Source organism: Halobacterium sp. BOL4-2, from assembly GCF_016917835.2.
Lineage (GTDB): Archaea > Halobacteriota > Halobacteria > Halobacteriales > Halobacteriaceae > Halobacterium > Halobacterium salinarum.
On the sequence record NZ_CP070332.2, the window covers coordinates 34,571 to 55,318 of the forward strand.

14 protein-coding genes and 1 pseudogene are annotated in these 20,748 nt (G+C 50.7%); 10 read left to right on the forward strand and 5 right to left on the reverse strand.

Features of this window, described 5'->3' with window-relative positions:
- The first annotated feature begins 503 nt into the window (after window positions 1-503).
- Window positions 504-1,721 carry an RNA-guided endonuclease TnpB family protein gene (locus JRZ79_RS13330; protein WP_205252337.1) on the forward strand — a complete coding sequence of 406 codons (1,218 nt, stop codon included), beginning with the start codon at window positions 504-506 and terminating at the stop codon, window positions 1,719-1,721.
- 101 nt (window positions 1,722-1,822) lie between these two features.
- Here JRZ79_RS13330 and aglM read toward each other — a convergent pair whose 3' ends face one another.
- The gene (gene aglM, locus JRZ79_RS13335) at window positions 1,823-3,115 is read right to left on the reverse strand and encodes a UDP-glucose 6-dehydrogenase AglM (protein ID WP_205252338.1); all 1,293 of its coding nucleotides are present in this window, start codon (window positions 3,113-3,115) and stop codon (window positions 1,823-1,825) included.
- Between the two features lie 87 nt (window positions 3,116-3,202).
- On the opposite strand from aglM, the gene aglF reads away from it, so the two are divergent.
- From aglF to JRZ79_RS13380, 9 genes are all read left to right on the forward strand, one after another.
- Entirely contained in the window at window positions 3,203-3,931 is a 729-nt protein-coding gene (gene aglF / locus JRZ79_RS13340) for a UTP--glucose-1-phosphate uridylyltransferase AglF (RefSeq protein ID WP_205252339.1), read from the forward strand.
- A 90-nt stretch (window positions 3,932-4,021) separates the two neighbouring features.
- Window positions 4,022-5,518: a lipopolysaccharide biosynthesis protein gene (locus JRZ79_RS13345; protein WP_205252340.1), complete on the forward strand. Its 1,497-nt coding sequence runs from the start codon at window positions 4,022-4,024 to the stop codon at window positions 5,516-5,518.
- Window positions 5,519-5,582: 64 nt separating this feature from the next.
- A complete protein-coding gene (locus JRZ79_RS13350) occupies window positions 5,583-6,605 on the forward strand; it encodes a hypothetical protein (RefSeq protein WP_205252341.1) in 1,023 nt (340 codons plus the stop codon).
- Window positions 6,606-6,999: 394 nt separating this feature from the next.
- Window positions 7,000-8,211 (forward strand): glycosyltransferase family 4 protein, encoded by a 1,212-nt coding sequence (locus JRZ79_RS13355; protein WP_205252342.1) that lies wholly within the window; start codon window positions 7,000-7,002, stop codon window positions 8,209-8,211.
- 68 nt (window positions 8,212-8,279) lie between these two features.
- The gene (gene wecB / locus JRZ79_RS13360) at window positions 8,280-9,362 is read left to right on the forward strand and encodes a UDP-N-acetylglucosamine 2-epimerase (non-hydrolyzing) (RefSeq protein ID WP_205252343.1); all 1,083 of its coding nucleotides are present in this window, start codon (window positions 8,280-8,282) and stop codon (window positions 9,360-9,362) included.
- Window positions 9,359-10,621: a nucleotide sugar dehydrogenase gene (locus JRZ79_RS13365; RefSeq protein WP_205252344.1), complete on the forward strand. Its 1,263-nt coding sequence runs from the start codon at window positions 9,359-9,361 to the stop codon at window positions 10,619-10,621. Before wecB ends, JRZ79_RS13365 begins: the two co-directional genes overlap by 4 nt.
- A gap of 21 nt (window positions 10,622-10,642) precedes the next feature.
- The gene (locus JRZ79_RS13370; RefSeq protein WP_205252345.1) at window positions 10,643-12,406 is read left to right on the forward strand and encodes an alginate lyase family protein; all 1,764 of its coding nucleotides are present in this window, start codon (window positions 10,643-10,645) and stop codon (window positions 12,404-12,406) included.
- Window positions 12,407-12,475: 69 nt separating this feature from the next.
- Complete coding sequence (locus JRZ79_RS13375; protein ID WP_205252346.1) at window positions 12,476-14,614, forward strand: bi-domain-containing oxidoreductase; 2,139 nt, start codon at window positions 12,476-12,478, stop codon at window positions 14,612-14,614.
- Between the two features lie 20 nt (window positions 14,615-14,634).
- On the forward strand, window positions 14,635-16,014 hold the full coding sequence (locus JRZ79_RS13380; protein ID WP_205252347.1) for an AMP-binding protein: 1,380 nt from the start codon (window positions 14,635-14,637) through the stop codon (window positions 16,012-16,014).
- A 5-nt stretch (window positions 16,015-16,019) separates the two neighbouring features.
- On the opposite strand, the gene JRZ79_RS13385 is transcribed toward JRZ79_RS13380, so the two are convergent.
- The 4 genes and pseudogenes from JRZ79_RS13385 to JRZ79_RS13400 form a co-directional block, all read right to left on the reverse strand.
- The gene (locus JRZ79_RS13385) at window positions 16,020-17,069 is read right to left on the reverse strand and encodes a CapA family protein (RefSeq protein WP_205252348.1); all 1,050 of its coding nucleotides are present in this window, start codon (window positions 17,067-17,069) and stop codon (window positions 16,020-16,022) included.
- Complete coding sequence (locus JRZ79_RS13390; protein WP_231546369.1) at window positions 17,066-17,977, reverse strand: glycosyltransferase family A protein; 912 nt, start codon at window positions 17,975-17,977, stop codon at window positions 17,066-17,068. Before JRZ79_RS13390 ends, JRZ79_RS13385 begins: the two co-directional genes overlap by 4 nt.
- A 650-nt stretch (window positions 17,978-18,627) precedes the next feature.
- Window positions 18,628-19,321: pseudogene (locus JRZ79_RS13395) on the reverse strand (IS1595 family transposase).
- Between the two features lie 206 nt (window positions 19,322-19,527).
- A complete protein-coding gene (locus tag JRZ79_RS13400) occupies window positions 19,528-20,745 on the reverse strand; it encodes a hypothetical protein (RefSeq protein ID WP_205252350.1) in 1,218 nt (405 codons plus the stop codon).
- Between the last annotated feature and the right edge of the window lie 3 nt (window positions 20,746-20,748).

Below are 20,748 nucleotides of genomic sequence, written 5' to 3' on the forward strand. Positions count from 1 at the left end.
TATTCTTCCCTTAACCAACACTCAAGCCAATCTACACAGTCTGTTGGTTAACCCAAGCAATACCCAGCAAAGACAAACGAAACGTACTCTCTATCCAAGAGTGCGAGGCTCCAGCGGGAAGCCTAGAAATCGATGAGGCAGGTCTATCCGGCTTTTCGCTCGTTGTCCGGTATGTCTGTGTATGAACGTATGCGACTGGTGGTGATAATTGGCGTCTCCGAGTTCCAGTTCATCAGGCCTGCCAGACGGTGTAGGAAGACAGACGAAACGTACTCTCTCTGTGAGAGGAGGTCCGGCGAACGGCGTGAAGACATTGCTGTCGCGTAGATGTGTGCTCGGCTGTTGTTCGGTATCTGGTGTGTCTGTGGTCGCGACAGTCAATGAGGCTGGGTTCAAACGAGGTATCGAGGCGGATTCCCCGCCCCACCGTGGGCGGGGTTGAAGCCGACATTCGCTGCCACAAACCACGGACTACTAACTACCTCTACCTTCTATTGAAACCCGTGGCAGACGACTACCTGAGACGCACCGCAATCACCCGTCCCATCCTCACCCACGAGCAACAAGATCTGCTCGATGCCACCATCGACGAGTGGCAAACTGCCTGCAACATCAGCAGCCAGATCGGATGGGAACACGGTGAAACGCGGAAAACCTACCTTCAAGACCTCGCCTACGACAGAGTGTTGGAGGAGACGCGTCTCGGGAGTCAACACGCAATCCTCGCCACCCACCAAGCCGCAGCCGCACTCCAAGGCGTCGAAGAAATCAAAGAACTGGACGGGGAGTACAAGACCTCACGTCCGGAGTTCACCGCCAGTACGGTCAAATACGACACCCGGACGATGACACTCTTCGCCGACGGAACAGTCTCACTCTCAACGGTTGACGACCGCATTCGGTGCGATCTAGCGCTGCCGGACGACGAAGACGGCTACCAACACCAGTACCTCAACAACGAGGACTGGGAGCTCACCGAATCCACACTTTCTCGGCGTGATGGCGACTACTACTTGCATCTCGGCTTTCGCAAACCGAAGCCCAAGAAACAGGTCGAACAACAGGGCGACGACGAGGACAGGACAGTTCTCGGCGTTGACCTCGGCATCGTCAACATCGCCACCACCAGTACGGCGTACTTTGCGTCCGGCAGGGAACTTCGACACCGCCATCGGGAGTTCGAGCGGATTCGCGGCAATCTCCAGCAGACCGGTACACAATCCGCCCATCGGACGATTCAGCAGATGAGTGGGCACGAGTCCCGGTATCTCCGCGACCACCTCCATCAAGTTGCGAACCAAATTCTCGAAGAAGCACGAACACACGACTGCGAGTACATCGCGTTTGAGAACCTGAAACACATTAGGGAACGTGCGCCGCCCGTCAAAGAGTTCCACCAGTGGGCGCACCGGCAACTCGTTGACTTAGTTGAGTACAAGGCTGAAGCCGAAGGGATTAGCGTCGAGTTTGTAGACCCGAAGAACACGAGTCGGCGGTGTCCCGAGTGTGGTCACACGAGCGACGGGAATCGCGTCAGGCAGGCGGAGTTCGCATGCGAGAAGTGGGGTGCAACTCAGAATGCAGATTACGTGGGTGCGAAGAATGTTGGGTGGCGGTACGTCCGTCGCGGCCTACAGTCGTCGCGGCGGACGGGCGACAGTCAACTCGCCCTGAAGTCAGGAACGGTGACGCCGAATCGGGGATTTGTCCCGTCCGACTAACCACGGTCGGTAGAGGCCGAGTTCACTGACAAGCCCCGCGCCACCGTGCGCGGGGCAGTTGACGCAGTGCTCGGTTCCGTGCTGTCGGTCGCGACTCTCTGCTACCAGGTAAGTCCCTCGTACGTGAGGCCATCACGGCGCTCGATAATACGTCGGCCGTCGACGACGACTCGTGTTTCCATGGCATCGAACTCCTCGTCAAGGACAGCGAACTCATCCCAGTCAGTACAGACGACACACGCGCTTGCACCCGCAAGTGCGTCCTGTGGTGCGTCCGTATACTCGATGTCTGGGAAGTGCGTGCGCATGTTCTCGGCGGCGACCGGGTCGTAGGCAGCGACTCTCGCGCCACGCTCTTGAAGGCTATTGATAACGGGAATCGCCCTGGAGTCCCGGACATCGTCAGTACCGGGCTTGAACGCAAGCCCAAGCACAGCGACGCGCTCGCCCTCGACGTCGACGTGGTCGTCAAGCAGCGATAGCAGGCGCTCGGGCTGGCGGTCGTTGACCGCCACGGCCGCGTCAAGCATCGCCGGCTCGTAGCCTGTCTCTTTGGCAGCGTTGATGATGGCGTTCGTGTCTTTCCCGAAGCAGCTACCGCCCCAGCCAAGGCCGCTACGGAGGAAACGCTCGCCGATGCGGTCGTCGAGACCCATGGCGTCAGCGACTTCGTAGGCGTCGACGCCGAACTCCTTGCAGATGTTCCCAATATCGTTGATGAGGCTGACTTTCGCCGCGAGGAAGCCGTTGTTCGCGTACTTGATCATCTCCGCCTCCTCAACACCAGTCTCGACGACAGTCGCGTTGGATGCCTCGATGAGGGGTTCGAAGATTTTATCGAGGGTGTCGATGGCGGTCTCGCTGTCGCTGCCGAAAACAATTTTGTCCGGGTTTTGGAAGTCCTCGACGGCTGTGCCCTCGCGGAGGAACTCCGGGTTCATCGCGACATGGAGATCCGCGCCAAGCTGCTTGCCGGAAGCGTCTGCGAGAATCGGCGCGAGTGTCTCCATAGTCGTCGTCGGGATGACTGTGCTCTTCGTGACGACAACGTGATCACCATCCTTCTTGCGAAGAGTGTCACCGAGCGTTTCGGCGGCTGCTTCGATAATTGACGTGTCGATGCTGCCGTCCTCTCTGGAGGGTGTTGGGAGCGCGAGGAACGTGACGTTCGTGTCGAGAATCTCCTCGTAGTCTGTGGTCGCCGTGAGTGTGTCGCCACCATGGGTCGCAAGTAGGTCGTCGAGCCCAGGTTCGTGAATTGGTGACTGCCCGGCGTTGATTGTGTCGACGATGTCTTGGTCAATGTCGACGTTGACGACGTCGTGGCCCATGTCGGCGAAACACGCGGCAACAGTCGTGCCGACGTAGCCGCTGCCGACGATACTCACTCGCATTACCTATGGGTTTGTGGGACGCCGCTTCAGGGTTTGGTTCAGCAAGTCAACAGACCTATCACCGTGTACGGTAATCCTTCGGGTAATATGAAAGCGGTCGTGCTAGCCGCCGGTGAGGGAACCCGCCTCCGGCCACTCACTGAGGACAAGCCCAAGGGCATGGTCGAGGTTAACGGGAAGCCGATTCTCACGCACTGCTTCGAGCAGCTCGCGGAGCTCGGTGCGGATGGACTCGTCGTGGTCGTCGGCTACCGGAAGCAGGACATCATCGACCACTACGGCGACGAGTTCGATGGAATCCCGATCACGTACGCCCATCAGCGTGAACAGAAGGGGTTGGCGCACGCACTCCTGAAGGTCGAGGAGTACATTAATGATGACTTCATGCTGATGCTCGGCGACAACATCTTCCAAGCAAACCTCGAGGACGTCGTTCGTCGCCAGCAAGAAGATCGGGCCGACGCGGCATTCCTCGTCGAGGAAGTCGACTGGGACGACGTGAGTCGCTACGGTGTCTGCGACACGAACAAGTACGGCGAAGTGACCGACGTTGTGGAGAAGCCCGAAGACCCACCGTCGAATCTCGTGATGACTGGCTTCTACACGTTCAGTCCAGCAATCTTCCACGCATGCCATCTCGTCCAGCCGTCGAATCGTGGGGAATATGAGATTTCGGAGGCGATTGATCTGTTGATTCAAAGTGGACGCACGATTGACGCGATCGGCTTGGAGGGTTGGCGCGTCGACGTCGGGTACCCCGAAGACCGGGACGAGGCGGAAGCACGGTTACAGGGGAAGGAAACCATCAAGCAGTAACTCCTCACTTCCTCAGCCTGCGGCTGATCTGCCAAACCATCTGCTTGGAAACGGGAATTACTTGACGAAGAACTGTCTACGCTGATATCAGTGCTCGATCTGTTTCGGTCTATTTACGAACGCCTCACCGCCGGTGGGTCGACAGCAGAGCAAGCCGTTCAGAGCGGCATTTGGGTGGCAGGAATCAACGTTGGCGACCGCGTCCTACAACTAATAAAAGTGATTATTCTAGCTCGACTGCTCTCTCCAGCAGCGTTCGGGTTGCTCGGCATCGCACTGCTGGCGATCGCCGCCTTGCGGCAGTTTTCGAAACTCGGCTTCGATGAAGCACTGATACAGCACGAGGACGAGAACGTCGACGAATACCTCAACACGGCATGGGTTATGAAAATTGCTCGCGGGGGCCTGATTGCTTCGATAGCCTTCTTTGCTGCTCCCTATTTGGCCGTATTCTTCGGTGAACCACGGGCTGAGCCGCTCATCCGTGTTATTGGGTTTTCTCCGCTTATTCTGGGATTACAGAACCCAGCTGTTGTGTACTTTCAAAAGAATCTCAACTTTCACCGGGAGTTCGTGTATCAGGTCGGTGGTCGCTTCGTCGATCTAATTGTCGCCGTCGTTATCGCGTTCGTATTCCGTAGCGTCTGGGCACTAGCCGTGGGAATCGTCGCGATGAATCTCGTGAAGCTCGTCCTCTCGTACGGAATCCACGAATATCGACCCGATATGGAGTTTAATCTTGCATACGGTAAGGAGATGTTCGCCTTCGGGAAGTGGATGTTCGCCTCCGCAATTCTGGTATTTCTCTATGGCCAGGGAGACGATGCGTTCGTAGGCTGGTTCTTTACAGCGAGTTCGCTCGGTATTTATCAAATAGCATATCGTTACTCGAACGCTCCCGCTACGGAAGTCACTCACGTCATCTCACGGGTTCTCTTTCCGACATTCTCGAAACTACAGGATGACATCGATAAGCTCCGTGAGGGATTTCTACGGGCCGTTCAAATATCAACAACGGTGGCATTCCCAATAGCGGCTGGTGTTGCAGTTGTAGCCCCACAGTTCGTCCTTGTCGTTCTTGGCAACCAATGGCGTCCGGCAATACCAGTAATGCAGGTTTTGGCCGTTTGGGGCGGAATTCGTGCGTTTGGGGCGAACGTAGGTCCAGTCTACAAATCTACGGGTCGACCAGATCTCGAAGCGAAAATTCAGGCGTTCAAAGTCGTTATAATCGCATTATTGATTTATCCAGCCGCAGATATATTTGGTTTGATTGGTGTGTCTGCTATGATTGTGGGGAGTGCTCTTCTGACGCTGCCGGTTCACTTATACTGTATTCTGTCCATCACGGAAGGGCGGCTTACCGAAGTTATAGAGAAGATGGCGTATCCATTTATAGGTAGTGTAGCGATGGTCGTTGGTGTTACCGTTCTAAATTCTTACATAATTTCGAGTGTTAGTGTATTGAATTTGGTTTTATTGGTGGTTTGGGGCGTTGTTTTGTATGTAGCAATAATGGTGGTACTAGAATATACGTTTGATTGTAAATTTCTCCAGTTGTACTCTGTGGTTAAGAGAGGTATCTGATGCGGGGAATTACACTCGGCAGATAACAGACTTAATAGGCTGGAAATAGCATCGTCTTTTAATAATGCCTAACTCTTCCTTGGATATGATTAGAAGGGGCGTCCGCCATCCGTCTAAGGCACTGAGTTATCTAAAGTCGAGGACTGCACCGCTTCTTTCTGGACTTGAGGCGGCAGTGTCTTCGCGCTTTTCCCGTGGTGATAATGTACTAGACGAGAATTGGGATTTGTTAATAATCCTTGATACGTGTCGGCTTGACGCGTTGAAAGAAGCCGAGCGAACTGGGCGTTTTTCCTGCCTAGATTCTAACCCAATTGAGTCTCGATATTCTGTCGGTGGGTCTACGTTGGAATGGACTGCACAGACGTTTCGAGAACCGTACCGGAGCCATACTGGTAATATTGATTATATCGCGGGAAACGTCTTGGTGGAGGAGGTACTTGATGGAAGACAGGCTCCGGAGGAAATCGACGACGCGGGGTGGAGTCCGACAGATTGGGAGATTTTGCCAACATCTGCATTTAACGAATTCATTTCTGTTGGCGGTATGCGAAAGGTGCGGGAATCTGGAGAAGGTCATGAGGATCGGCCTCACCCTTCGGCGAGTCTCGTAACCGATCTCGCCATTAAGCACGGGCGTGAATCAGACCCTGACCGACTCATCGTTCACTACATTCAACCGCATTATCCGTACTATAGTGCGATCGAATCTGGTGAGCGTGACGAGCTAACAGATTGGGAAGTATTCCCCTTCGGTCAACTCCGGTTTGGTGAGGTCTCGAAAGCGACTGTCTGGGACCGGTATATGGCGGAGCTTCGTTCCGGCCTTAACGCAATTGATGTGCTTCTTGAGAACTATGATGCTGACCGAGTTGTAATCACCGCTGACCATGGTGAAGCATTCGGGGAGCGATATCTCGGCGTTCGTGGATACAAACATCGTGTTGGTATGCTTCATCCGAGAGTTAGGCGAGTTCCGTGGGCCACAACTTCGGCCACTGATACCGGCGAACGTGTTCCAGATATCGATGTTGAATCAAGCGGGCAGAATAGAGAGGAAATGCTAAAATCGCTCGGATACCTCTAAGGTGTCTTCATCGAGACAGTGAGACTCGCAATCAATTTTCTTCCCCTAGATTGGGCGAAATTTTTATCAACGGTTGAACGAGCACGTTCGATACTGGACTTATCGAGATTGAAATGATATCTGAAAGTGATCGGCCGGCCGCGTGTCCCGAATACGGAACGCGGGCAGTGTGAACCGGTACGTTTGTTTGCGAGCGTTCGGTAGGGAGGCGTAATGCGAATCCACCGGATTGCGCTGTGGCTCTACCCCGATACGAAGGGCGGAGACTATCACGTCCACCGATGTTGAGAGACCAGGCGGCGATAGAACATGACATGACTATGTTCACGACGCGAGCGGACGAGCTTCCACGGATCGAGACGTATGAGAACCAACGTGATGGTGGTTTAGGAGCATGACGGACGTATCCGAGTCGATTCTCGTTGTTACACAGTACTTTCCGCCAGAAACTGGAGCCGCCCAGACGAGATGGGATGAACTCTCGAAGCGGTGGTCAGATGATGTATCCGTGACGGTTTTGACGAGCGCACCGGATTACCCGGAGGGAGAGATCTACGACGGCTACGATAATCGGTGGTTGCGACATGAGAAGCGAGACGACGTTGACGTCTACTACACAAAGACTATTCCGTCACCCAGCGGAGACCTCCTCCGTCGGAGTCTGAAGTTCGTCTGGTTCATGTTGATCTCGATGCTCGTCGGGATTCGATACACCTCTCCGTCGATCGTGATCGCAACGTCGCCGCAACCGCTTACTGGCGTTTCCGCATGGGCCATCGCTCGTATCAAGAGGGCAACGTTCGTGTTCGAGATTCGCGACCTGTGGCCGGAGTCGATTTTGGCCGTCAGCGACTTCGACAACAAGCTTGTGATCTGGTCTTTGGAACGCATCGTGGAGTTCCTCTACCGGCGTTCAGATCATCTCGTCATCGTATCGGAGGCGTTCATCAAGCCTATCGTACAATGTGGGGTCGATCGGTCGAAAATCGCATTTCATCCAAATGGAATCGATCTGGATTTTTATGATGTCGATACGGACGGATCCGCGGTCATAGCGAATATCGAGGACGAATTCACAATCTCTTACGTCGGTACGATTGGTCGGGCTCACGGTCTATCGATTGTGTTAGACGCGGCTCCAGAACTCGACGATGTCAGATTTACGATCGTGGGTGATGGAGCGGAACGTGACACGCTAGAAGCACGGGCAGCCGATCTTGACAACGTGACTTTTACTGGACGCCGACCGAAGGAAGAAGTCCCATACATCCTTCAGAAATCGGACATCGCTCTTGTCCATCTGAAATCCCGTGAGATATTCCAAACTGTGATCCCCTCGAAGCTTCTGGAGTCTATGGCAGCCGAACTTCCGGTTATTCTCGGCGTTCAGGGGGAGGCAAAGCGAATTCTCACAGATGCGGATGCCGGAATCATCATCGAACCCGACGACAGCGACGAACTGGTCTCCGCAGCCGAACGACTTCGTGATAATCCCGACGAGCGACAGACCTTCGGGGCGTCGGGACGGGAATACGTCAACGCGCACTTCAACTGGGATTCTATTGCCGAGGAGTATCTCGCAACTATTACCGAACGCAGTGATTGAGTCGACGAATAGCGAATGCCAGCTTTTAAACTTTGCCTCCGTATTCACCAATACAACGAAGTCACAAGATGCCCTCTATGCTCAGTTTCGTCCTAGGAACCAGACCGGAAATAATCAAACTCTCTCCGGTCATACGTGCCTGTGAACGACGGGATATACCCTACACTATCATTCATACAGGACAACACTACTCCGAGGAACTCGACTCAGTGTTCTTCGAGCAACTTGATCTTCAGACGCCCGATTATAATTTGGCAATCGGATCCAGTACTCATGGGGAGCAAACCGGGGAAATGATTACCCAGATCGAATCCGTGCTTGATTCGGAACGCCCCGACGTAGTACTCGTTCAAGGGGATACCAATTCGGTGCTGGCGGGATCGATCGCGGCGACAAAGATGGACGAAATCGCGGTGGGGCATGTCGAATCCGGCCTCCGGAGTTTCGATCGGGAGATGCCCGAGGAGATCAACCGTCGGTTGGCGGATCATGCCGCCGATTACCTGTTCGCACCGACCGAGATATCGCGGGATCAGTTGCTCTCGGAAGGATTACCCGACGAGTGGATCACGGTCACCGGAAACACAATCGTCGATGCGGTCCAACAGAACGCTGAAATTGCTCACGAGCGGAGCCACGTTCTCTCGGATCTGGATCTTGACGGACCGTTCGCGCTGCTGACGGCCCATCGAGCGGAGAACGTTGACGCTCGTGATCGATTCAAGAGACTGCTTGATAGCGTCGCGAACGCGGCTGACGAACAGGAACTTCCTGTTGTGTATCCGATTCATCCCCGTGCGAAGAAACGGCTCTCCGAGTTCGATATCGATGTCCCGGATTCAATTGACGTCGTCAACCCACAGGACTTCCTCGATTTCCTCGTGCTGGAAGACGAGGCGACGATCGTCTTCACCGACTCCGGGGGGGTCCAAGAGGAGACGTGTATCCTCCGGACTCCCTGTGTCACCCTGCGAGACAACACGGAGCGTCCCGAGACGGTCGATGTCGGCGCGAACCGGATCGTTGGAGTTGAGTCGACGGACGTCCTCACTGGAGTTAACGAAATGCTCGCGACGGAGCAAGACTGGGAGAATCCTTTCGGAGATGGAAGAGCCGCCGAACGAATTCTTAATGCGCTTGGATACGAATGACTGAAACTGAACCGCGGATCTGTGTACACGGGCTCGGATACGTCGGACTCCCGACAGCCGCGATCCTCGCAAACTCCGGCTACGAGGTGTACGGATTCGATGCCGACCAGGACCACCGTTCCGACCTCTTGGAGGGTTCCTTTGACATCGAGGAACCAGACCTCGATCGTTTCGTGAGGCGGGCCCTCGAAGACGGACTGCAAATCGTCTCTCAGCCACGAGAGGTGGAGTTCCACGTCATCTGCGTTCCGACCCCGTACGATATGGATCTTGACCGAACAGACCTCTCGTACGTTGAGGCAGCGGCCGAGGCGGTCGCGGTGGAGCTCCGCGAGGGAGACACAGTTGTCCTCTCGTCGACAGTTCCTCCCGGGACTACTGCCGGCCGATTGCGAGACGTGGTCGAGAAATCAGGCCTCTCCGCGAGCGAGGACTTCGTTCTCGGATATAGTCCCGAGACGGTGTTGCCGGGGAACACTCTCACCGAACTCCGGGAGAACGACCGGATCGTCGGGACGGTCGGCGATCAGCCGACCGACCAGCTCGTCGCACTGTACGACTCGTTCGTCTCCGGCGACATCAAGACGACCGATGCCACTACGGCGGAGTTCGTAAAACTGGTCCAGAACGCCTACCGCGATACGAACATCGCGTTCGCCAACGAGATCGCGAAGCTCTCACACGAGTTCGGGATCGACTCTCGGGAGGCAATCGCGATGGCCAACGAACACCCACGTGTTGAGATTTTACGGCCGGGTCCAGGTGTCGGTGGACACTGTATCCCGATCGATCCGTTGTTCTTGAATCACGGCAACGACATTCCGATGCTAATTGAGACGGCCCGGCGGGTCAATAATGAGATGCCAGAGTTCGTAGCCGAGTTACTTTCGGAGGCGCTCGATGACTTGCAAGGGGCGAGAGTGGCGCTGCTCGGTGTGGCCTACAAAGGTGGCGTGTCTGACGTTCGAGAAACTCCGTCGTTCACGATTGCTGAGGAATTGTTGGAGAGGGGTGTGGATGAAATTCGACTGACAGATCCCTATGTGGATAGCGACAATATCGACTACGATCTCTTGTCACTTGAGGAGAGCCTTGAGCAAGTCGATGCCGCTGTACTGGTGACTGACCATCCCGAGTATGGCGCACTTTCTCCCAAGACGTTTGTTAGTCGCATGCGAGGTGAGGTGATTGTAGACACTCGGGCCATGTTGGATGGGGACCGGTGGATGGCTGCCGGGTTCGACGTGTACCAGATTTAGTCGATGTTTACTCAGTGAATAATGACTGATTATTTCACCCTTGCTGGAACCGCACTCAACAAACAACCGAGACAACTCTTCGGGATCGCAACTCGCACGCTCAAGTCGTCGATTTTGCCACGACTACCAATTGACATCGATGGGCGATACGAACACCAGGTTCCAGAGGAATTCACTCCGCGTATCAAACCGATACGCAAGAATACCATTTGTCTTCAAAAGAGCACTCTCAATAAACGAGAGACATACGAGCGAGACGCAGAGACTGTCCTCAACGGAGATCTCTCCTTCCTAAACGAAACCGTGTCGTTTGAAAACGGTAGATCTATCTCACTAGATGCGCCGAGAGTGATGGAGCGGTCGCTTCACTGGAAACTCAAATGCTGGGGGTTTGAACACCTTAAACCGATCTGGCTCACTGTTTCCGACCCTTCAGAGATATCTGACAACGAAATCGCGATTCATCGTTCTTGGCTCAATAATTGGATGGAGGGTCATCCGATCGCAGTCGATAGCCAGTACTTGAGACGATACTGGATGCCGCATTCAGTCTGTCTTCGAATCCTGAATTGGGCACGGTACGATTCTCTATTTGCGACGCGACTCGATGAAACATTCCGGAAAGAAATACGAACATTCATCTATAAGAACGCAGCGTTCCTCTCAGACAATATTGAGCACGGGGTGGGTGGTAATCATCTCATCGAGAACGCGGTTGCCCTTGTTGTTGCAGGAGTTTATGCTAATAAGCCGGGGTGGCTGCGCCAGGGATATCGGATCTTCGAACAGGCCGGTGAGGAACAATTCTTCGAAGATGGAGGCCATATAGAACGAAGCCCGATGTATCATCTGGTCGTCTGTCAGCGCTTTCTCACAGCAATTGATCTGCTAGAATCTATTGGTGAAGATTCTAAACCGCTCCGAAAGACTGCGGCTGATGGAGTTCACTTTATTGAACGTCTCCGGCCACCAGATGATCAGATCCCACTTTTGAATGATTCTGTGTTTGGGGAAGCACTACCACTAACATCCTGCCTTGAGTACGCAAAATCTATCGGTATTGAGGCGGACCCGCATTCCAAGTTGGAGGCCGATAGATCGCTGCCTAAGTCGGGATTTTTCTGGCTTGGAACCGGCGATAGCCGGCTTCTTGTCACAGCACACGAAATACCGGTCCCTCACCTTCCAGCACACGCACACGTACATCCGGGGCAGGTCTGTTTGTGGATCGGTGGAAAACGGGTATTGACTGATACCGGTGTGTTCGAATATGCTGCTGGTACAACTAGACAGCATGACCGAAGCATTAGGAGTCACAACACGGTCCAAGTCGGTACTCTTGACCCGGTTCGATTAGCCTCCTCGTTTTGGATGTGGGGAGAAGTTGACCCAGAAGTCGAATTCAACAGAGGTTCTTCCATTCGGGTTGATTACGACCTTAATAGAGTTGGATTTTCAACATACACTCACGAAAGAATGGTTGAACAGGACTCCGATGGATGGCAAATCACAGATCAGGTGGAGTGTAAAGAGGACTCTGTTCTGAGTCGATTTCATGTTCACCCGGAGTGTAGTGCTCTCTTCGGCAGTACCGATAGATACGTAACGATCGAGGACAGTAAAGGAGTACCGATCGCAGAGTTAGAGGCCATAGAGGGCGACCGGATGACTATCGGTACAGCACCGTATCATCCGAGATACGGAGAGAAACAATCTAGAGACGTGGTCTCCATCCATCGAGAGGGTTCGGGAACGCTTGGAGTTATTCTTCGTGAACTCGATTAACCGTGGCAAATAGTAATTCCATATCCAAATGAGAACACAAAAACCAGAGAAGACGAAAGGGGAGTCATAATGCGGCAGCTTCAACAGAATTTCGACAGTGGAGAATTGGAACTTGTCGACGTTCCGGACCCACGTACCTCTTCAAACGGAGTTCTCGTTGACACGCGTCATTCTCTCGTCAGTGCTGGAACCGAACAGGCGCTGATCGATCTAGCAAAAAAGAGCCTTTTGGGGAAGGCCAAGGAGAGACCAGACCTCGTGAAGCAGGTCATCGAGAAGACAAAAAATGATGGACTCCAAGCCACGTATCGTTCAGTGAGGTCTCGTCTCGACAAGCCGCTTCCTCTGGGATATAGTTGCTCTGGACGAGTTATCGAGGTAGGTGACGACGTTACCGACATCTCAGTCGGGGACCGTGTCGCTTGTGGAGGTGCTGAGTATGCGACACATGCAGAGGTAAACCACGTTCCGGAGAACCTCTGTGTCTCGATTCCTGATGCGGTGGATTTTCGCGATGCCGCTTTCACGACTGTCGGTTCGATCGCGTTACAGGGGATCCGACGACTTGATCCCACGCTTGGAGAACGCATCGCAGTTATCGGTCTCGGTTTGGTTGGCCGACTCACAGCGAAACTCCTGTCCGCGTACGGTCATCCAGTACTAGGGATCGATATTGACCCGTCCAAGGTTGAGGACGCGACGGAACTCTCAGTAGGAGCTGTGATAGGCGGCGACGACATCGAACACGTAGCTAAATCGTTTAGCGGTGGATCGGGCGTCGATGGTGTGATCATTACCGCCGCTACGGATTCTAATCAACCGGTCGAAATGGCTGGGAACATCGCACGCGAACAAGGGCGCGTGTCCGTTGTCGGCGACGTAGGGATGGACATCCCTCGGGAACAGTACTACGAGAAGGAACTCGACTTCCGCCTTTCCAGATCGTATGGTCCTGGCCGGTACGACCGGGCATACGAAGAAAAAGGGAACGAGTATCCGATCGGGTATGTCCGCTGGACGGAAAATCGAAATATGGGTGAGTTCCTCAGATTACTCGACACTGGAGAGCTTGATCTCGACGATCTGATCTCACACACGTTCCCATTCGAAGACGCGCTCGAAGCGTACGACCTGATACTGGAGGGCGAGGATTACACTGGAATCGTGTTGGAATACGATTCTAACCAGACGGATCGAACGCGGCGAATCGGACTCGAGTCCGGTTCAAAACGATCCGTTAGTGGCCAACTTACCGTCGGAATGATCGGGGCTGGAAGCTTCGCGACCAGCACACTGCTGCCGACGATTTCAGGGATCGACGATTTGACTATCACAGCTATCGCTTCGGCGACGGGAGTGAGCGGGAAGACTGTTGGAGAAAAGTACGATGCCGAGTACATTACCACGGACTACGAGGAGATCCTGGATGACGAGTCGATCGACCTCGTAGTCGTGGCAACGCGACACAATCTCCACGCAGAGATCGCCGTAAAGGCACTTGAAGCGGGGAAGGACGTACACGTTGAGAAACCACTTGCGCTCAATCGAGAGGAGTTACAGGCGGTCGTCGACGCCGAGCAAGCGTCCGATAGCAGGCTAATGGTTGGATATAACCGTCGGTTTTCCGAACCCGCGAGGACGATCAAGGATGAGTTATCCGGACGGAACACCCCTTTCATGGCACAGTACCGGGTCAACGCCGGATCAGTTCCTTCCGATCACTGGACTATCGACCCAGAGGAAGGTGGGGGGCGGATCGTCGGCGAGGTCTGTCACTTCGTGGATCTCCTTCGATTCTTTTCCGAATCCGCTCCACAAGAAGTGTACACGATTGGACCCGCAGTCCCCGAGAAGTCTCCGACTCAACAAAATATCCAGAGCATCATCGAGTTCGAGGATGGCTCGACGGGTACGATCACGTACACGACGCTAGGTGACGATTCCAAAAGCAAGGAATCGATCGAAGTGTTTTATGGTGATCAGGTACATAGTATTGACGATTTCAAAACCGGTCGTTTCGGGATGGGTAAATCCAAAGGATTCGAAAACGAATTTCAAGAATTTGCCAGAACAATTCAGAACGGCACGCAGGCACCGATCCCAATGCGAGATATTGTTGAGATTTCCCTTTCGACTTTCGCGATCCGCGATTCAATCTCAGCCGACGCACCTGTCAAAACCGATTGGGAAGTTGACCTTAATAGCTGAATCCACGGATAACGAATATCATGGCGCTCAATATTATACGAACGCTGTATCGCCGCACCCCTGAGTTCCTCCGAAAGCCGATCGAATATATTCCCATCAAATATCGTCTCGGAGGAAGTGAATTCTCTGAGACGTATTCGTTCCTGGAACGCTCAGAAACATGGTCTCAAGAGCGCTTGAAAACATATCAGCAAAGACAGTTACGTGAATTGCTTCAACATGCAGTTGAGACAGTACCGTATTATGAGGGTATCGAACTCCCCCATGATGACCCGTTCCAAAATCTCAAAGGATTCCCTATTGTTGAAAAAAGCGAGATTAGAAATAACAGATCTGAGTTTGAATCGACTGTTCTTGATTCTAAGACCACTCACGAGGTAACTACCGGTGGGACATCGGGGGAGCCCTTTGCGTTCACCCTAGATGACTCTGCGTATGGAACCGAGTGGGCATTCATTATGTGTGGCTGGAGCCGAGTGGGCTATTCTCCCGGCGATCAACTAATCACCTTTAAAGGACTTGAATACGAGAATGCCGACAAAGGAAAGTATTGGAAATACAATCCAATTTATAGCACCTACGAATTCTCACCGTTTCACTTGACTTCGAAGACTGTAGACTCATACATCCGGAAAATTCAGGAGATTGAGCCTGACTACATTCATGGATACCCATCGGCGATTACGAAACTCGTCAGGCTCTCACAAGAGCATTCAGAACCGTTGCCAGACGTTGATGCCGTCTTAGCTGCCTCAGAGAACGTTTATCAAACGCAGCGCGAGACAATTGAGAACGTTCTTAATACAAGATTATTTTCTCATTATGGGCAAACCGAGAAGGTCGCACTCGCAGCAGAGTGTGAACACTCGAATAATTACCATCTCTATCCTCAGTACGGAGTTACAGAAATTCTAGATGAAAATGGAATCGAAGTCTCGGCTGGAGAACGCGGAGAGATCGTTGCTACGGGATTTCTAAATAAATCGATGCCATTCATTCGGTACCGGACCGGTGATTACGCCGTCAAAGGGGAAATCGGAGATTGTGCCTGTGGACGTAACTATCGCGTATTAGAGTCTCTTCAGGGTCGTGAAGAAAAAGAACGAACGCTCTATCTCGACGAGTCACATGAGGTGGCGATACATACTGTGTATTATACAATGCATGGAAATACTCTAAACGAAGTAAGTGCTATCCAATTTTATCAGCAGTCTCCTGGGGAAGCAACAATCCGGATTGAACCGAAAAACGACCCAGAATCTGTAGACAAAATTGGAATAATCAACGCGATACATGGAAAGCTTGGAGAAGAGTTTACTGTGAACGTTCGATTCGTTGAGGATATTGAACTCACAGACTCTGGAAAAAGACAACTACTTATTCAAAAGTATAATTCTTGAGTATATTATAATATAGGTGAGGCCCTATCTACGAGATATTGTCTATATTTACAATACATGTCCTTTATCTTGTTTAGGTACTGTTCACTTGGGTTTATATATATCGGGAGAAAAGACCTTATTCTACGATTTTGGCGGAACCATTTAGTGTATTCTTCGTGAGTAAACCCTCTATACGGAGTTAATTCTCTAATATGTCTTGATTCAGAAAGTAGTTCGCTACTAAGATGGTTCAACGAGTGGTCCGTCGAATCATACTGGTACCAATGAAGTTGTAGTTCCTTATCCGGATTCCACTCTGCTGCAAGATGTACTGTTGATATCTCCGGGTAGGTTAATTCCCCATCAAAGAATATCCCGTGGGGAATAAACCAATTCCCAAGGCTATGTATTATCGGCGTTGATTTATATACTTCAATCCCAGAAACAATATGTGGGTGGTGTCCAACAATAAGATCTGCTCCTTGGTCGACTGCCATATATGCCAATTTTCGATGTAGTGGTTGTGGATGGATCTCTAAATTATAATTCCAGTGAAAGTTAACGACAATTTTATGATTAGTATACTGCTCCCTAGTATATTTAACCATACGTAAAACATATTGTGGGTCAAGAGGATTAACCCCGGGAGAGTCTATCTGTGCTTGAGGTGCTCCTATCACTTTCCATCCAAAGCTCAAAAAAGCATATTTAGTTCCATCTATATTTAGAGATTTGATTTGAGAAGCTTCTCCGATATTGTTCCCGGCACCTATTGTTGTGATGTCTTCATTTTCTAAATGCCGAACTGTCTTTTTAGGAGTTGAATGAATATCCAGAATATGGTTATTAGCTAGATTCCCGACAGACACATTCATCTTCTCCAGGAAATGTTTTAGGGAAACATGGTTAAATAAAACTCTTTTAGAGTACAATTCTTTGGGGTTGTCCACGATATCTCCTTCTATATTTGCGACTGTAATAGTATCACGAAAAGTAGAGTAGTCATCTAATTTTGGGGATATTTTTGACGGGATAGATATATCTCCAACAAAAGTAAGCGTTCTCTGATTCATTTTCCCCAATAATGCGCACATCGACGAACTTTCGCTACTATTTTATCAGGAAAGAGCTCAGTAACTCCACGGAGAGTCGGATAATACAAGAGACTTCTGACGGCGTATTTAAACTTCCGTGCTGATCCGACATTTGAGTACCGGTCCGCAATCCCGGCCATTTGTCGAGCTTTTGCCCGTCGTTGTTCAAAATATGATAAAGAATCATACTTCTCTCTGTGTTTTTTCCTCAGCATTTTTACCGCCTGCACATATCTATCTGGATTTCCGGTCATCTGTTCCGTTGTATTTTTATGTCGTGTCCAGAAAACAGATTTCTGATTGTCTATTCCAACTAATGTTTTCTGACAAATCCGGATCCAGAGATCATAATCTTGGAGCCCTGGTAGCTGAGAATCAAACCCGGTAGTACTTTCGAATATTTCTCTTTTTACTGCCACTCCAGAAGTACTACCCACGTGATTTTTTATCAATATTTCACGAGATAGATCTCCTTCTTTATGCGGACTTATATAGTGAATTAGGTTGTTGTTTTCGTCCACCAAGCTACCAGCGGAGGAGACTAGTCCAACTCCCGAATTGCTATTAAATACCTCAAGTTGGTTTTCTATCTTTTTTTGACTCCATTTATCGTCATCGTCTAAAAACATATATATGTCTCCATTAGCTTTCTCAACTCCTGTATTTCGTGCTTGTGAAGCTCCTTGGTTCTTTGTCTCGATATATTCTGTTTTGACAGGTAACGAGGATAGTTCTTGTTGAACTTCACCATAATCTACGGTTGATCCATCATTAACCAATATTAATTCATTTGGTTGTATTGTCTGTTCTATTGCACTTTTAGCCGCTCTGATAGCATATCTGGGCCTATTATAAGACGGAATGATCACTGATATTGAGGATTTCATGTTCACACAGAGAGGACGCTTGGCAACAATTTAAATCAAGTGCTCATCGATACGGTAGTGTTCAGCAACTTTGAGTTGAAATCAACGAGAAAGAGCGCGTCATCAACGGGATGTTTCTCGCGGAGCTCGTCGAGGAACATCTCAATAACCGCTTGATTTCTCGTTGTAGCAATCTTCACATCAGCAGGCGGTTCGTGTTAGGATCGGCTGGAGTGTATAGCCAGAACTGTTCGATATTGCGTTGGATTTGAGTCTCGCCAACTGCAACGTGTTTTGGTTGGCACCGTGGAGGGCCTGTGTAAATCAGCTTTCTGAAACCAGTCGTACACGGTTGATGGATAACGTTCGATACCCAACGCTTCAAGAATTGATATCGTAACCGAAAGTGATAGTGCCGCAGAATAGAGTCGGATATTGAGCTTTATCGCTACTTGATGGTGGCCTCTCGCTCCACAAATCCAACTCAAATCAAACGTTATTGCCTCTGTGACGCTTGATATCGAGCATCCCTGATCACAAATCGTACCACCTAGTCCTTCATCCTTATCTGAATACTGCCAGTGTGAGAACGGTGTCTAGATAAGAATTGAAAGATGAGGCGGACTTTTCCAAGTATTATGATAATGCTCTTGCATAGGACATTATCGATTTCAGGGTGTCGCTTGGATAGCGTGATTGAGTGCGTCTCGTTCGGGTTTTCGATATAATTTCGGCGGAGTTGGAACGCTCTGAGATACTGTGTTAGCTTGTCCTTTGAGATGTTTCGATGGGACGGGAACCACCGTCGCTAACACGATGGTGGCTCCCGTAGGTGTTGTCGTGTACATAATCGGCAGCGTATTCGCGGTCGAATACGTCGTCCTCGTTGAGTGGGTCGTACGCTCGAAGGCCGTGGGTATAGGCGGTGAACAACTCCCCGTTGCAATAGTCAAGGGGAGTTAAATTGTTTATTTATCGGCGGCTTGTGGAATCACGTACCGGTGGCCAGCTCTTCAATCAGTAGGAATGAACACGGGTAGTTTTCGTTATCGTACGTATTGTCGCTGGATCGTTCTTTGTGTTATCGGCTTCGCACTGTAGTTGGCAGAGATGGATGTTAAACCGGAGAAACACGTAGATTGACAACCACCGACGGAGTGCAACCTTCGAAAGAGCGAATATTGTGCCGTCTTGTTGTTGAACATGTGATCGCAATCGTAGGAATACTGTTGAAACTCTCTGTAGTTGTTGTTCTGATTGCACGGTCAGAGCGGTAGCGAGGCCGGGTCATACCGTCACGTCAGCAAGCCTGTTGAAGCAGGTCCGCTGGGACCGATTCTAGCCCAACACATCCAGCGGAATAATTCGTGTCAGGCATCACTGCCGCGGTGCCCTCGTCTGTTTTGACTCTACAGCGATCACTTACCCTATTCTCAATCTCTTACGCAAGAGCGTACAGGTTAAACAATATCGTTTATTCTACCCGTCACTTAGCCGTGGACTCCGAAAAGACGACCTTTCCTGAGTGGCCGTCTGTGGTTGACCAAAATTGGGGGGGAGGGGGTACAATCCTATGATGAACAATTCAATTGGATAACGGCTAGCACCAACCCGATTCCTACCCACAACGTCGGCTGTACAATTGGATTTGCCGGCGCAAGCGAACTTACTGGTAGAGCAACCATCCATGCCGCTGTAGTGGTTTCAACCGGATTATTACGGGCGATCGCATACTTCGATGATTGGCTTATTAGCACGCCGAATAGAGTTACGGCAAGGAGCAATCCGACAAGCCCAAAGTCTAATATTATTCTACCATACAGCGAATGAGGGGCACCGATGTCTTTTGTAACCCTTGCCAGCGATAGCAATATACTTTCTGTGTTTCGATATCCGACGCCTATCGGATTGGATAGTACATATGATGTTGCGGTTGACTGGAGTTCCCAACGGATATAGATCGAGGACCCCTTGGAAGCTGGATTAGGAATTAAGGAGAACACAACAAGTAGGCCTATTGTTGCAAGCCCAAATATTGTTGTCACGATACGATTTGTTCGGAACTGGCGGATCCCATTTGGTACTCTGTCACGACCTACTGCAATTATATATCCTATAATGATAATTGTTGAAAGTAGTATAGCACGAGAAGATAAATTTATGAAGATGAACACTCCAATACCTAATGGTGCCAAATAGAGGATTCGCTCCCGGATTGATAACCACGAGGTCAAAGCCAGACTGGTTGGATATATCACCGATAAAAGCATAAAGAATGTGAATTTATTTATGTTATAAAACCATGCTGTCGCATAGTATCCAAGAAGAGCCTGTGGTTTCCTCCCATGAAAACGGGATACAGATAAATTGTGGCCTGTTATCATCTCATAACCAGCAAGTCCGAGTGCTATTATCCCTATCCCGGTAATTAATAAGAGATATCTATGTATAATCTCACGGTTTTTCGATGTGATCCAAATCCCTATCGAAAGGGAGGCTGTTGCCAATAACGATAGGGAATTGATAAGCGTATTTTGGGGATTAATAGACCATATTAAACTTGCAGGTATATAGCAAATAAATGCAAAAAACAGAACAGTTGTCTTTGTTATTTCGACTTCTTTTTTATTCAAAATGAAAAGAATCAGAAGTGCTATGTAAGGTGGGTACAGAAGGCGGAATGGGTAAAGAAACATCCCATAAATCTCTGGTGTTCCTGGTATATTACCAAGAAGTGCCAGCACTATCATCAGGTATGTGGATCTCCTCGTGATATTCTCTATGTTCATATT